Source organism: Citrobacter sp. Ct235 (assembly GCF_030332305.1).
Classification (GTDB): Bacteria; Pseudomonadota; Gammaproteobacteria; order Enterobacterales; family Enterobacteriaceae; genus Citrobacter_A; species Citrobacter_A telavivensis.
This window is the reverse complement of the sequence record NZ_JAOWIC010000049.1, coordinates 1,295,949-1,309,518: the sequence shown is the minus strand read 5'-3', so window position 1 is coordinate 1,309,518 and position 13,570 is coordinate 1,295,949. Positions and strand designations below refer to the sequence as shown.

Here is a 13,570-nt window from a genome sequence, read left to right as displayed (position 1 = left end):
AACAGGCCCTCCGCCGTGGCGCGGAGGGCGAATCTCAGACAATCTCTTCCGCGTACTGCCACAGCGCCTTCAGTAGCGCCTGCTTCTCTTTATCATCCGCATATTCCTGATATAACACCTGCAACTCATCGGCGTAGTGCTGTAAATATTCCGGCGTAAAGACCTGGCGACGGTGTTCCAGCCAGCGCTGCTGTTCCGCTTCATCCAGCGTTCCGGGGAAGTTACGCGCCCGATAGTTGAACAACAGTTTTTCAATACGCGGATCGACAAAGGTGATATCCAGTGCCGGCAGATTCTGCGGGTCGGTTTCCAGCACAATCTTCATGGCCGCCCGGTCAGCATCGCTGAAGAAGCCGTTATAGAGCTGGGCATCGACGTTGTCAGACGGCGTGAATGGTTCCGCTTCAGCAAAGACGGCGACCACTTTGTCACGCACCTGCGGATTTTCACGCAGTACTTTCAAATTATCGAGGCAGTGCTGGCGATTAATGCCCAGACGGTCAGCATCTTCCGGGCGCAACGTGTTCGCCTGCGCCAGCACCGGACATTTGTTGATGTGTACCAGTTTCAGGGGAACGGCGGCGTTATCGCCCAGACTGGCTTTGGCGGTATACAGACGCTCGCGCAGGGTGTCGCTGTCCAGTTCCAGCAGCGGCGAAATATCACCGGCCAGGTCAACCATAATCACCGCATTGCGGTTATCCGGATGCCAGGCCAGAGGCGCAACCCAACTGGTATTGCCGCGCCATGCGCCAAACATACCGGAAACATGCACCAGCGGCTTCATTTGCGGCACATCTATCAGCGCGGCCAGCTTGTGCTTGTTGCGGTGCGTATAGAGATACTCAAACAGACGCGGCTGACGTGACTTCACCAGTTGTGCCATGGCAATGGTGGCATAGACGTCCGCCATCGCATCGTGCGCATTGCTGTGTTCGATACCATTCGCTTTCGTCAGATGCTCCAGGCGAAAACTGGGGAGCCCGTCGTCATTTTCCGGCCAGTTGATGCCTTCCGGGCGCAGGGCATAGCAGGCGCGCATGACGTCCAGCAGATCCCAGCGTGAATTATCATGCTGCCAGCTCCACGCGTAAGGATCGTAGAAGTTGCGGTACAGCACGTTACGCGTGACTTCGTCGTCGAAACGCACGTTGTTGTAGCCAATAATGCAGGTTTTCGGCACCGTAAACAGTGCGTGGATCCGCGCGGCAAACGCAGCTTCATTGTCACCTTTCTCCCGCGCTTCCTGAGGGGTGATTCCGGTGATCATCACAGCACCCGGTTGAGGCAAATAGTCATCCGCCGGTTTGCAGTAAAACACCTCTGGTTCGCCGATAACGTTGAATTCGCTATCGGTACGCAGGGCGGCAAATTGCGCTGGTCTGTCGAGCGCCGGGTGAATGCCAAAGGTTTCGTAATCGTGGAAGAGAAAGGTGGGTTGCTGCTTGCCGTCATTCATAAATAAGTGGGTTCCGTGACTTCTGGTTGCGCGCTGCCTGGACTGCACAGAGTACCAAAGTTCGACGCGGTAATCAGCCTGACTCGCCGTGAAGCAATAAAGAAACTCGCGACCGGAAACGCGCTCATAACAACGAAAGAGAGAAAACTATGCGATAAGTCACATTTCCTTGCAATTAATCCCTGTTTGTTTTGCCAGTTTTCCGTAAAAAGGACGGCTCTTTTGGAACACCTGAGGACATGCTGTTGAAACCCCGTCTGTTTATTGCCGCTTCTTTACTCGCGATTCATCTCTCTTCTGCTTTTGCCGCGAGTTCGGCCAGTTTTGCGCCCCCTCCGCCCAGCATTGAGGCCGGTTCGTGGGTGCTTATGGATTACACCACGGGGCAAGTTCTCACTGCGGGTAATGAACATCAGCAGCGCAATCCTGCCAGCCTGACCAAGCTGATGACCGGTTATGTGGTCGACCGCGCCATTGACAGCCAGCGCATTACGCCGGATGACATGGTCACGGTGGGACGCGACGCGTGGGCGAAAGACAATCCGGTTTTCGTCGGCTCCTCGCTCATGTTCCTCAAAGAAGGTGATCGGGTATCCGTGCGCGACTTAAGCCGTGGATTGATTGTCGATTCCGGTAACGACGCCTGCGTTGCGCTGGCTGACTATATTGCCGGTGGACAGCCGCAGTTTGTCGCCATGATGAATAATTACGTCAAGAAGCTCAATTTACAGGATACCCATTTTGAGACGGTTCACGGGCTGGATGCCCCTGGTCAGCACAGCTCGGCTTACGATCTGGCGGTATTGTCCCGGGCCATCATTCATGGCGAGCCTGAGTTCTATCATATGTACAGCGAGAAAAGTCTCACCTGGAACGGCATTACGCAACAGAACCGTAATGGGCTGCTGTGGGACAAAACCCTGAACGTTGATGGGCTAAAAACCGGCCACACCTCGGGCGCGGGCTTCAATCTGATTGCCTCTGCGGTGGATGGCCAGCGCAGACTGATTGCCGTAGTGATGGGGGCGAATAGCCCGAAAGGGCGTGAGGAGCAGGCCCGTAAACTGCTCCTCTGGGGGCAACAACATTTCGACACGGTGCAGATCCTGCGCAGCGGTAAGCAGGTTGGGACGGAGCGCATCTGGTACGGCGATAAAGAGAACATCGCGTTAGGCACCGAACAAGATTTCTGGATGGCGCTGCCGAAGGCGGAAATCCCGAACATCAAAGCGAAGTACATCCTGGATAAGAAGGAACTGGAAGCACCGCTCGCCGCGCATCAGCGGGTCGGAGAAATTGAGCTCTACGACCGTAACAAACTGGTCGCCCACTGGCCTCTGGTGACGCTGGAAGCGGTAGGCAAGGGGGGCGTCCTTTCGCGTCTGAGTGATTATTTTCATCATAAGGCCTGACGATCTCTGGCAGGAGACTGGCAGGAGTTCGGCTCTGCTCACATAATAATCACAAATCTCTTGTGGCTGTTATTCAGGCTTAGTTACACTGTATATAAATACAGTGTAACAATGGAGGCAACATGAACTACGAGATCAGACACGCTGACAAGCGCACCGTTGCAGGTTTCCACCTGGTGGGACCGTGGGAACAAACGGTGAAACAAGGCTTTGACCAGTTGATGATGTGGGTGGATGACAAGCAGGTTGTGACGCAAGAATGGATCGCCGTTTACTTCGACAATCCAGATGAAGTGCCTGCCGAGAAACTGCGCTGTAGTACAGTCGTTTCGGTGCCCGCTGATTTTGTCATACCGGAAAACAGCGAAGGCGTGACGCTCAGTGAAATCGATGGCGGTCAATATGCGACGGCGGTTGCACGCGTTGACAATGGTGACTTTGCGACGCCATGGCATCAGTTATTTAATAGCCTGATGCAGGATCAAACGTATGAAATGACGTGCAAACCCTGCTTTGAAGTCTATCTGAACAACGGTTGCGAAGACGGTTACTGGGATATCGAGATGTATATATCGGTACAACCTGTCACGAAGTAAGCATAAAACCAGGCGGACCGGCGCTGAGCGACTACGCTTAGCGAGATGTCCTGTCCGCTGCGGTGATCCTCTGCGCGTAAAAACAGGTACAATCTGTTTTTGTCTTTGCCTGACGGAGTGCGTGAGTGCGTGCCGATAAGTCACTGAGTCCATTTGAAATCCGCCTGTATCGCCATTACCGCATTGTGCATGGTATTCGCATCGCGTTGGCCTTCATCCTGACCTTTTTACTTGTTCGCCTGTTTAACATTCCTGAAGGGACGTGGCCTCTGATTACGCTGGTGGTGATCATGGGGCCAATCTCGTTCTGGGGAAACGTGGTTCCCCGCGCGTATGAACGGATCGGTGGCACGATCCTCGGGTCGGCGCTGGGTCTGGTGGCGCTGCGCCTCGAGCTTTTCTCATTGCCGCTGATGCTGCTCTGGTGTGCGGCGGCCATGTTTCTGTGTGGATGGCTCGCGTTAGGTAAAAAACCGTATCAGGCGCTTTTAATTGGCATCACGCTGGCCGTGGTGGTGGGCGCTCCTGCTGGCGATATGGAGACCGCGCTCTGGCGCGGCGGCGATGTCATTCTCGGGTCGCTTCTCGCCATGCTGTTCACCGGAATCTGGCCGCAGCGCGCCTTTATCCACTGGCGAATCCAACTGGCACATTGCGTAACGGCCTATAACCGGGTGTATCAGGCTGCACTGTCGCCCAATCTGTTAGAACGTCCTCGGTTGGATAAACACCTGCAACAGCTCCTGGCTGACGTGGTAAAAATGCGCGGGCTTATCACTCCCGCGAGCAAAGAAACGCACATCCAGAAATCTATTTTTGAAGCCATTCAGACCGTCAACCGTAACCTGGTCTGCATGCTCGAATTGCAGATCAATGCCCTGTGGGCGACTCGTGAGAGCCATTTTGTCATGCTCAACGCCCATACGCTGCGGGAAACGCAGAAAATGACCCAGCAGGCGCTACTGACGATTGCGCATGCGTTGTTTGAAGGCAATCCGCAACCGATTCTCGCGAACAGTGAAAAACTGAATGAGACCGTTAACGAACTGCGCACGCTGATACGCCAGCATGATGAACATAATGTGGCCGAAACGCCGATTCATGGCTATGTCTGGCTCAGTCTGGAAACCGCCCGTCAACTGGAGCTGCTGTCGCATCTTATCTGCCGCGCACTGCGCAAATAAAAAGCAGGTAAGGGGAATGCTGCCGCTGCTGCTTCGATTCAGCAAGGAATAAGGGTATGATGGAAACCAGAATGAAGCCATTGTCATTTGTGGCTGCGAAAAGTAATGTTAGCCCTATCGTTTAAACGAATCCGACTCTCACATTATCAGGGGTGTAAAAATGGAAACTACCAAGCCATCTTTCCAGGACGTGCTGGAATTTGTCCGTCTGTTCCGTCGTAAAAACAAACTGCAGCGTGAAATCCAGGACGTTGAGAAAAAGATCCGTGACAACCAGAAACGTGTTCTGCTGCTGGACAACCTGAGCGATTACATCAAGCCGGGTATGAGCGTTGAAGCTATTCAAGGCATCATCGCCAGCATGAAAAGCGACTATGAAGATCGCGTTGATGACTACATCATCAAAAATGCAGAGATCTCCAAAGAACGCCGCGACATCTCCAAAAAGCTGAAAGCAATGGGCGAAATGAAAAACGGCGACGCGAAAGCGGAGTAACGTTTGTGTGCAGTGAGGATCCGCAATGCGATCCTCACTGACGTTTTACGCCGCCGCTGACCATCCGTAACAGGTGCTGTTCTGGCCAGTGTTCGGTCAGTCTGTTTTTTGCCAGTAGCCACTTAACATAGTCCACATCGTGTCGCTGTCTGTCGAGCATCAGTCCGACGACGCTGCCGCTGTGCGCCACGTTCACGCCGTATAAATCGCACTCTTCAACCAGCGACAATAGCGCATCGAAATCGGGTTTCGGCAACAGCATCTGGCTGGCGATGGCGCTCAGCGTCGCCGCTTCTCCCATGCGATACGGATTTTGTTCCGCACAAGCTTCCTGGACTTTTTCCCATGCCCGCTTGAGTGCAGGCGCACCAGCATGCAAACCGGCCTGCCGCGGAATGCGGTGATAGTCGGCGGTGCGTAAAGTTTGCGGGCTTTCCAGCACGAGGAGATCCAGTGTGGGTTGAGAATCGCAGGGGATTTGCGTCGAAGCGTCGTTGTGGTCAAACAGCGTCAGCTGTTGAAAAACGGTGCTGTCAGTCGGTTCCAGCGAGACGCAGAGTTGCGCGAGCGTGGATTCATCCAGTTGATGACCGAGATGCTGCGCAGTGGCGACAGCGGTTGCGGCGATATCCGCCGTACTGCTGGCCATACCTTTTGCAATCGGGATAGTTGAATGGATCGAAACACGAATATCCTGGCTCAGGTGCGCGGGGTAGTTCCAGTGTTCAAGGAGTCGGTTGACCATCGCCCGGGAAAGAGGGCGCTCGTCCGCTAAAGGAGAACCGGTACAGACCTCGACGGTGCTGTACCAGTCAACCGGGCAGGAGACCAGTTTCTCGCTGCCCATAATCCAGCCCTGAATAAGCTCTCCGCATGACGCGGGGCACTGCGCAACAGCCACGTTATCACCTTTCTGCTCGACAATCCTCGGCGCATAGTGTCATGGCGATTTCGCTATTACCATGATTTGCCGCAATTTGTGCGGCGCGAACTCAGGCCGACACGGCGAAAGTTTCTGATTCTGCGAGAGCAATCCGCATCACGTCCTGGGCTATCATCAGCTCTTCATTGGTGTTGATGACCGCCACTTTGACGATCGCGTTTTCCGCCTGAATAAAGGTTGCATTCCGTTGGTTCTTCTCTTCGTCTATGGCAAGACCCAGGAAGTGCAGGTTCTGACAGATTGCCGCTCTGGCGCGCGCCGAGTTTTCCCCGATACCACCGGTAAACACCAGCGCATCCAGTCCACCCATTTGCATGATATAGCTGCCAATCGTGGCGCGAATACGCTCCGCAAACAGCGACAGTGCGAGCGCCGCGCGGGGATCCCCGGCGTCAGCAGCCTGCTCAACGTCACGATAGTCATGCGAGACGCCCGAAACGCCAAGCAGCCCGGATTCATTGTTCAGCAGGTGATTGAGCTGCTGTGGCGTCTTGCCTTCACGCTGGGCAACCCAGGGTAAGATGGACGGGTCGATATCCCCGCTGCGGGTTCCCATCATCACGCCAGACTGCGGGGTGAAGCCCATCGATGTATTAACCGACTTTCCGCCCTTAATCGCGCAAATACTGCTGCCGTTGCCCAGATGACAACACACGACGCGCAGTGCGCTAAGCGGTACGCCAAGCCTTTCGGCGAGTGTCGCACTGACATACTTATGGCTGGTCCCGTGGAAACCGTAGCGGCGGATACCAAACTCCGCGTAATACCGCCACGGAAGCGGATAGATATAGGCAGGTTCTTCCAGCGTTTGATGAAACGCGGTATCAAAAACGGCAACTGAAGGTACGTCGGGCAGCAACTGGCGAAACACGTTGATGCCAAGCAGGTTAACCGGGTTATGCAAGGGTGCCAGTTCGGCAAGGCGTTCAATTTCCGCCAGCGATTCATCGGTCACGCGCACGGAATCCTTAAACGATTCCCCGCCATGCGCCACGCGATGGCCGACACCCTCGATATCCTGCAGGCTGGTGATAATACCGTGGCTAATCAGCATTTCGAGAAGCAGGGTCACCGCCTCGCGATGATCGGCAACCGGCGTAGTTTGCTGCCATTTTTGATCCTGCGCTTTCAGGGTGATCCGGGCATCCGGCAGGCCGATACGCTCAATGAGCCCCTGGCACAGCAAATCGCCCTGCGGCATGTCCAGCAACTGAAATTTAAGGGACGAGCTGCCCGCGTTGATCGCCATTATTTTGTGAGACATGAAGATTCCTTTTGGTTCAGAAAGGCAAACAGTTCATCAAGACCGGAATGGTTGACGGCGCTGGTCACGAAGACGCGCCGCGCGCCGGCCTGCTCCAGCCACCCGGTGACCTGCGCAATTTTCTGCGGGTTCGCTAAATCTGATTTGGTCACCACGCCGAATGCCGGTCTGTTCATCGGCGCGGTAAAGCCGGGGGAGAAAGGTGACCACTGCGCATCGCTATTAAGCACCAGCGCAATGACATCCGCCTCGCAGGCGCTTGCCAGCAGTGCGCTGTACAGACAACGGTTTTCCAGATATTCGCCAGGGGTGTCGATGGTTTCGGCAGACCAGACAATCGCCTGCGTTTTCTGATACTCGAGAGCCTCGCCGCGCAGACACTGCGTCAGCGAGGTCTTACCGCACTGGCTGGGGCCAATCAACATCATGCGCTGCATAACGCTACGTCCGCGTGATGGAACAGGTTGTAAAACGCATCATTTCACCAAGCGTGCGCGTTACCTGCTTCAGGGCGTACTCCACCGCCGACACGTCGCCGGTTAACACCACCGCACCGGTGAAACGGTCGAGAAAACCTATCTCTACTGCGCCGGATTTCGTTGCGATGTCACAGGCAATAATGGAAGCTTCACTTGGCGTGATGGTGAGAATGCCAATCGCCGAGACGCTGTCCTGCAATCCCAGTTTCTTGAACAGATCTTTGCCGGGGTTCGCAATCAGATGTGCCAGCGTGACCTGTTTGCCCGGTACGTACTCCTGGATCATGCGATCCGTGGTCGGTTGTCTTTCCATCATCCCTCCACTATCTGACGCCACATCGCGTCGTGCGGGCGTGGGATCACCGAACGATAAACCAGCAGACCTTTTTCACCCGCGCTCTCACTGGCAACCGTGACCGCGTTGTTGACATCGGAGACGTCGCCTGCGACCACCATGTAGCATTTGCCGCCGATGCCGAACGCCATATGAACGCGCACGAGCGTCACGTTGGACGCCTTCACCGCCCGGTCAGCCGCGCTGATACAGGCCGCTACGCTCCAGGTTTCGACAATCCCCACCGCCTGACGTTTATCCACGCTGTTCAGGCCGCTGATTGCGGGAAGCACGCTGGCATGAATGTTGGGCAACACCAGACTGTCGACCAGCATTTCGCCAGCGAGCGTGTTTCCGGTTTCGATCGCCTGTTGTACCGCGCCAACGTCGCCGCCCAGCATGAGTAAAAATTTACCCGGACAAATGGTTTTGCTGACCAGCAGATCCACATTGGCGCTTTTCAGCATGGCATCGCCCGCTTCCATCCCTTTGGCAATGCTGGTGAGTTCTAAAATACCTATGGCCTGAGACATGGTTAACCTCTTACAACGATAATGGCCTGATCTGTTACCTCACAGACAATGCCGTCAATACTGGCGTGAACAGGCGCACCGAGTGCGCCTTGCGGAATGTCAGCAACGCACTGACCACGCGCGACGCGCTCGCCTTTCTGAACGCAGGGCACCGCGCTGGCGCCGATGTGCTGGCGCAGCAACAGCGTCGTTTTCTCAACAACGGGCTCGCTGTTGACTAACGGCGCTTCCCGATACCACGGCGTTAGCCCCAGTTTGGCGATGAGTCGTTTAACCGGCACCAGACGGTATTTCGCCATCTCATCAGCCGGATTGAGCGGGCCCTCGTAGCGCTGATTTTGGGCGCGCAGTTCGCGCTTCAGCATGCGGTTAATCCGCATGGGTGAAATACCTACCGGACAGGCCACACTTTCACAGACGTTACATTCGGAACAGGTGAGGGCGCTGAGCAGCAGTTGTGGTGTGGCGGCCTGATGGAAATTGACTGCGCGCACCAGCAGATGCGGAGAGAGTTCGTGACCGATGAGATGCCTCGGGCAGAGATCGGTACACAGGCGACATTGTTCACAAACGGTTCTCGCTACCGACAGCACGGTACGCTCATCCTGCATACGCTGCTGAATCAGCGGATGTGATTTCGGCAGCACCAGCAGTCCGCCGGTAGTTTTCGTGACCGGCGCGTCCAGCGACGTCACCAGGCTTCCCATCATTGGTCCGCCGTTGATAAATCCCGGATCGTCGATGGTTGCGCCGCCAACCATCTCCAGCACGTCGCGTAAGGACATGCCGATGGGGACGGTTACGGTCTGTGGGCGGGCAACGGCACCGTTAATCGTGAGCGTACGGCGCGTCACGGGATACTGCTGCTCGACCGCGCGGGCGATATTCAGTACGGTTTGTACGTTGTTGACCACCACCCCCACGCTGACCGGCAGGGCGGCGGGGGGAACGCGACGACCTGTTGCCATCCAGATCGTCAGAACTTCATCTCCCGCCGGATAGACGTCGGGCAGAATGTGAAGCCTGATCGCCGGGGGCAACAGCGGCGTCAGGGCGGCAATCGCTGGCTGGTACTTTTCTTTCAGGGCGATAATCCCTTCGCGGGCTCCGGTGGCCTTCATCGCATACTGTACGCCGCGAATCAGACGCGCCGCCTGCTGCGCCATGAGTTGCTGATCGACTTTCAGCATCGGCTCGCATTCGGCAGCATTGACCAGGAAAATCTCCACCTGAGCCTGGAGTTTGACATGCGTCGGAAAGCCGGCACCGCCGGCCCCCACAATGCCTGCCGCGCGAACGCGCTCGACGAGGGTCTGCGCATTCAGTGTGGCCAGTTCATCATTCAGGGCGGTATTCATAGCAACTCCTCAAGCAGTTCCTGAATGGCTCCGGCATCCGCAGCTCTGGGGTTGGTCTTCAGCGTTACGTCCGCCAGCGCGGCCTGAACCATTGCCGGAATACGCTGTGACCAGTCCTGCTTTTGTTCTTTAAGCGTGGCGGCGAGGGTAGGGATAGCGCACGCTTTTTTCAGTTGTTCAATGTGCTGCACCAACGCATTCACACTCGCCGTTTCATTGGCGCTGTCAGGAGATAAATGACAGGCTTTGGCGAATCGGGCATAGCGTTTAGCCGCCCGTGGATCGTGCGCGTTGAAGCGGATCACTGACGCCAGCAGCAGGGCATTTGCCAGGCCGTGGGGCAGATGGAACTGGCCGCCTAACTGGTGGGCGATGGCATGGTTCAGTCCCAGTCCAGCCTGGCTGAATGCCATTCCTGCCAGCGTAGAGGCGTTGTGCATTTTGCCTCGAGTGGCTAGACAGTCGCCTTTACGAACGGCGACAGGCAGATACTGAAAGACGATCTGAGCTGCTTTTTCAGCGAGTGCATCGGTAAAGTCACTGGCGTGCGTGGACACATAGGCTTCCAGCGCGTGCGTCAGAACATCCATCCCGGTATTGGCGGTGATGGCGGGCGGGACGCTGACGACCAGCATCGGATCAAGGATCGCCATGTCCGGATAGAGCGCGTTGTTAAAGAGCGGATACTTAATGCCTTTCTCCGGATCGCTAATCACGCAGGCGCTGGTGACTTCCGACCCGGTTCCGCTGGTGGTCGGGATCGCCACGCAGGTTTCAATATCAATATCAAACTGACGGCTGAACCAGACAATGGCCTTCGCCGCATCCAGCGCGGAGCCGCCGCCGAAACCGATCACCACATCAGGGCGCAGGGATTGCATTTGCGCAATCCCCTGAACGACGGTTCCGATGGTCGGGTCTGGCGTGATCTCACTGAATACGCTGATCCGGTTATCCGCCGGTATCGCCTCGCGCAGCGTATTAATCAGCGGCGAACGAGCGAGAAAACTATCGCAGATAATCCAGATGTGCTTGTTCGTAAAGCGGCCAAGCACCTTCAGACTTCCAGGGCCGCTGTACAAACGGGTTTGCAGTGAAAAGGTATTCATCACAACCTCATTAGCGGATTGAGAAACCGTTAGTCAGCACACAGCGACGGGAACGGGCAAACGTGCGCGCCGACGTTGTCCCTTCACCGGTCGGCGTGGCGATGGTGAAGGTGGTAAAACCTTCGCCGCCGACGCCAATTCCCGCATAGGAGGGGCCATTTTTAACGAAAATGGAGGTTTGCAGGGTCCGCGCGGCGAGGTTCAGGCGGGACACATTCTGCGAGTGCATAATGGCGGTATGATGCAGCCCATCTTCCACTTTCAGCGCCAGCGACAGCGCGGCGTCAAAATCGTTAACCTTCACCACCGGCAGCATCGGCATCAACTGCTCACTGGTTACCCAGCTGTCATCCGCGCTGACGACGCCAATCAACAGGCGCGGCGCTTTTGCCGGGACCGGAATACCGGCGGCGTCGAGCATGGCGGAAGGGCTTTTACCGACCAGTTTTTTATTGGCAATGCCTTCAGGCAGGCAGGTTGCGCGCAGTTTCTCGATATCGGCCGGACTGAGCAACAGTGCGCCGAAACTTTGCATTTGCTGGATTAGCTGTTCCGCAACTGACTCCACCACTATCAGGCTTTTCTCTGAGATACAGGGCAGGTTGTAGTCAAATGCCGCGCCGTTGATGATATCTTCTGCGGCCTTCACCAGGTCCGCTGTCTCATCGACGATGCAGGGGGGATTGCCCGCGCCTGCGCCAATCACTTTCTTCCCACTCTTCATGCCCATTGCCACAATGCCTGGACCGCCGGTAATGGCCAGTACGGCAATTTTCGGATGCGCCATCATTTGTTGGGTGGCTTCAAATGTCGGTTCGGCAACGGTCACCACCAGATTGCGAATGCCACAGCTGCGAAACGCGATATCCTCAATCATGGCGATAAGCTTCAGCGACACCGTTTTGGCACCCGGATGCGGGCTGAAATAGACGCTGTTGCCTGCCGCCAGCATGCTGATGCTGTTGTTGATAATGGTTTCTGTCGGGTTGGTGCTGGGAGCGACTGAACCAATCACGCCAAACGGTGAATATTCAAACAGTACCATGCCGCCGTCGCCGGTGAGCGCGGTAGTGGTCAGGTCTTCGATGCCAGGGGTGTTGTCCAGCGCCGCTTTGTTTTTGAGGAATTTGTCCTCTTTGTTACCCATTCCGGTTTCCGCTGCGCTTTCTGCTGCCAGGGCTGCCAACTGTGGTGCCAGCTCTTCCCGGATAGCGCTGATAATGGCGCTGCGCGTTTTCAGCGGTGACTGCTGATAACGCAAGAACGCCTGGTGGGCGGCATCGACTGCTTCACCAACAGACTGAAAGATTCCGTTCCCTTTGATTTCAGTTTTTGCGGGAGCCAGTTGCTCGCTCAAAATGGTGCGGATGAGGGTTTCCAGTTCAGTAGTATTCATTGATGTGTTCTCACGTTTATTGCCGCAATGGCAGCCTGTGCAATGTCCATGTCCTGTTCAACGCTTCCCCCGCTGATACCAAGACCCCCAATAAGCAATCCATCACGCCATAGCGCATAGCCGCCGCCAAACGTGACGACTTTTCCCTGCATATGACTTTCCAGCCCGTACAGCGGTGCGCCGGGCTGAACCACCGACGCGAGTTCATGAGTCGCGGTTTTCATCGCCACGGCGGTCCAGGCTTTTTTCGGTGCCAGTTCGCTGCTGACCAGCAGAGCGTCCGGCATCCGCCAGGTAACGGCTTCTGTACCGTGGGCGTCAACAATACTGACGACCACCGGGACGTTTAAGGCTTGCGCCCGCTCAACGGCGGCGCGGGTTAACTGATGGAGATCGCCAAAAGAGAGCGACATCGCAGATTCCTTTTTGACAGGGGCGTGACCGGTTGCCAGATAGCGTTTCGTCACTTCCCGGATAATCGTGTCCTGATGGGCGTCGTGATCTTCCGCGCGCGCCAGCGCATACAAGCAGTCTGACAGGCGATTGATATAGCGCATTAGCACATGCCTGACGCTGACATCGGCAGCGAGTTCAACCAGCCGGCGTTCAGCCCGGCGCGCCAGCGTGCGGGCAAAATGCAGGCGGCTTGCTGCTTCACAGCGGCCTGGCAGAATAAAACTGTGCAAGGGCGCGACGCGTCCCATTGCGGTATCAATAGCCGCTTCCAGCGCGGCAATGTCCTCAGAGCTGATGTAGCGCTGGTCCGCTGAGGGCTGTTCGCTTTCGCTGGCAAGTTCAGCGCTGAACCAGAAAATTTGCAGTTGAATGGCTTCCAGCAGCGCGCGATGCTGCGCGTTGCGGGTGGCGCAGACGCACAGGCTCAGCGCGGCGTTAAGCTCATCAAGCGTGCCGTACGCTTCCACTCGGGGGTGCGTTTTACTGACGCGCTGTCCGGTAAAAAGCGCCGTTGTGCCTGCGTCGCCTGTGCGGGTATAAATCGCCATAAC

At 56.1% G+C, this 13,570-nt stretch carries 14 protein-coding genes; 4 read left to right on the top strand and 10 right to left on the bottom strand.

Annotated features, from left to right (window positions below; genetic code table 11):
- Positions 1-34: 34 nt before the first annotated feature.
- The gene (sbcB, locus tag OGY35_RS23465; protein WP_286633599.1) at positions 35-1,459 is read right to left on the bottom strand and encodes an exodeoxyribonuclease I; all 1,425 of its coding nucleotides are present in this window, start codon (positions 1,457-1,459) and stop codon (positions 35-37) included.
- Positions 1,460-1,698: 239 nt separating this feature from the next.
- On the opposite strand from sbcB, the gene dacD reads away from it, so the two are divergent.
- From dacD to OGY35_RS23445, 4 genes are all read left to right on the top strand, one after another.
- The gene (gene dacD, locus OGY35_RS23460) at positions 1,699-2,871 is read left to right on the top strand and encodes a serine-type D-Ala-D-Ala carboxypeptidase DacD (RefSeq protein ID WP_286633598.1); all 1,173 of its coding nucleotides are present in this window, start codon (positions 1,699-1,701) and stop codon (positions 2,869-2,871) included.
- Positions 2,872-2,993: 122 nt separating this feature from the next.
- Positions 2,994-3,467 carry a DNA gyrase inhibitor SbmC gene (gene sbmC, locus OGY35_RS23455; RefSeq protein WP_286633597.1) on the top strand — a complete coding sequence of 158 codons (474 nt, stop codon included), beginning with the start codon at positions 2,994-2,996 and terminating at the stop codon, positions 3,465-3,467.
- A gap of 125 nt (positions 3,468-3,592) precedes the next feature.
- Positions 3,593-4,651: an FUSC family protein gene (locus OGY35_RS23450; RefSeq protein WP_286633596.1), complete on the top strand. Its 1,059-nt coding sequence runs from the start codon at positions 3,593-3,595 to the stop codon at positions 4,649-4,651.
- 160 nt (positions 4,652-4,811) lie between these two features.
- Positions 4,812-5,147 (top strand): DUF496 family protein, encoded by a 336-nt coding sequence (locus OGY35_RS23445; protein WP_042318175.1) that lies wholly within the window; start codon positions 4,812-4,814, stop codon positions 5,145-5,147.
- A 34-nt stretch (positions 5,148-5,181) separates the two neighbouring features.
- On the opposite strand, the gene OGY35_RS23440 is transcribed toward OGY35_RS23445, so the two are convergent.
- The 9 genes from OGY35_RS23440 to pduO all read right to left on the bottom strand — a co-directional run bounded on the left by OGY35_RS23440 (position 5,182) and on the right by pduO (position 13,567).
- On the bottom strand, positions 5,182-6,048 hold the full coding sequence (locus tag OGY35_RS23440) for an L-threonine kinase (protein ID WP_286633595.1): 867 nt from the start codon (positions 6,046-6,048) through the stop codon (positions 5,182-5,184).
- A gap of 91 nt (positions 6,049-6,139) precedes the next feature.
- The gene (locus tag OGY35_RS23435; RefSeq protein ID WP_286633594.1) at positions 6,140-7,354 is read right to left on the bottom strand and encodes an acetate/propionate family kinase; all 1,215 of its coding nucleotides are present in this window, start codon (positions 7,352-7,354) and stop codon (positions 6,140-6,142) included.
- The gene (pduV, locus tag OGY35_RS23430; protein ID WP_152403786.1) at positions 7,339-7,791 is read right to left on the bottom strand and encodes a propanediol utilization protein PduV; all 453 of its coding nucleotides are present in this window, start codon (positions 7,789-7,791) and stop codon (positions 7,339-7,341) included. Before pduV ends, OGY35_RS23435 begins: the two co-directional genes overlap by 16 nt.
- Positions 7,792-7,795: 4 nt before the next feature.
- The gene (gene pduU / locus OGY35_RS23425) at positions 7,796-8,146 is read right to left on the bottom strand and encodes a propanediol utilization microcompartment protein PduU (protein WP_042318179.1); all 351 of its coding nucleotides are present in this window, start codon (positions 8,144-8,146) and stop codon (positions 7,796-7,798) included.
- Positions 8,146-8,700: a propanediol utilization microcompartment protein PduT gene (gene pduT / locus OGY35_RS23420; protein ID WP_286633593.1), complete on the bottom strand. Its 555-nt coding sequence runs from the start codon at positions 8,698-8,700 to the stop codon at positions 8,146-8,148. Before pduT ends, pduU begins: the two co-directional genes overlap by 1 nt.
- 2 nt (positions 8,701-8,702) lie before the next feature.
- Positions 8,703-10,058, bottom strand: a complete 1,356-nt coding sequence (locus OGY35_RS23415) for a 4Fe-4S dicluster domain-containing protein (RefSeq protein ID WP_286633592.1) — start codon at positions 10,056-10,058, stop codon at positions 8,703-8,705.
- The gene (locus OGY35_RS23410; protein WP_286633591.1) at positions 10,055-11,167 is read right to left on the bottom strand and encodes a 1-propanol dehydrogenase PduQ; all 1,113 of its coding nucleotides are present in this window, start codon (positions 11,165-11,167) and stop codon (positions 10,055-10,057) included. The genes OGY35_RS23415 and OGY35_RS23410 overlap by 4 nt, the downstream gene beginning before the upstream one ends.
- A gap of 10 nt (positions 11,168-11,177) precedes the next feature.
- Positions 11,178-12,563, bottom strand: a complete 1,386-nt coding sequence (pduP, locus tag OGY35_RS23405) for a CoA-acylating propionaldehyde dehydrogenase PduP (RefSeq protein WP_178827415.1) — start codon at positions 12,561-12,563, stop codon at positions 11,178-11,180.
- The gene (gene pduO / locus OGY35_RS23400) at positions 12,560-13,567 is read right to left on the bottom strand and encodes a two-domain cob(I)yrinic acid a,c-diamide adenosyltransferase PduO (protein WP_286633590.1); all 1,008 of its coding nucleotides are present in this window, start codon (positions 13,565-13,567) and stop codon (positions 12,560-12,562) included. Before pduO ends, pduP begins: the two co-directional genes overlap by 4 nt.
- Between the last annotated feature and the right edge of the window lie 3 nt (positions 13,568-13,570).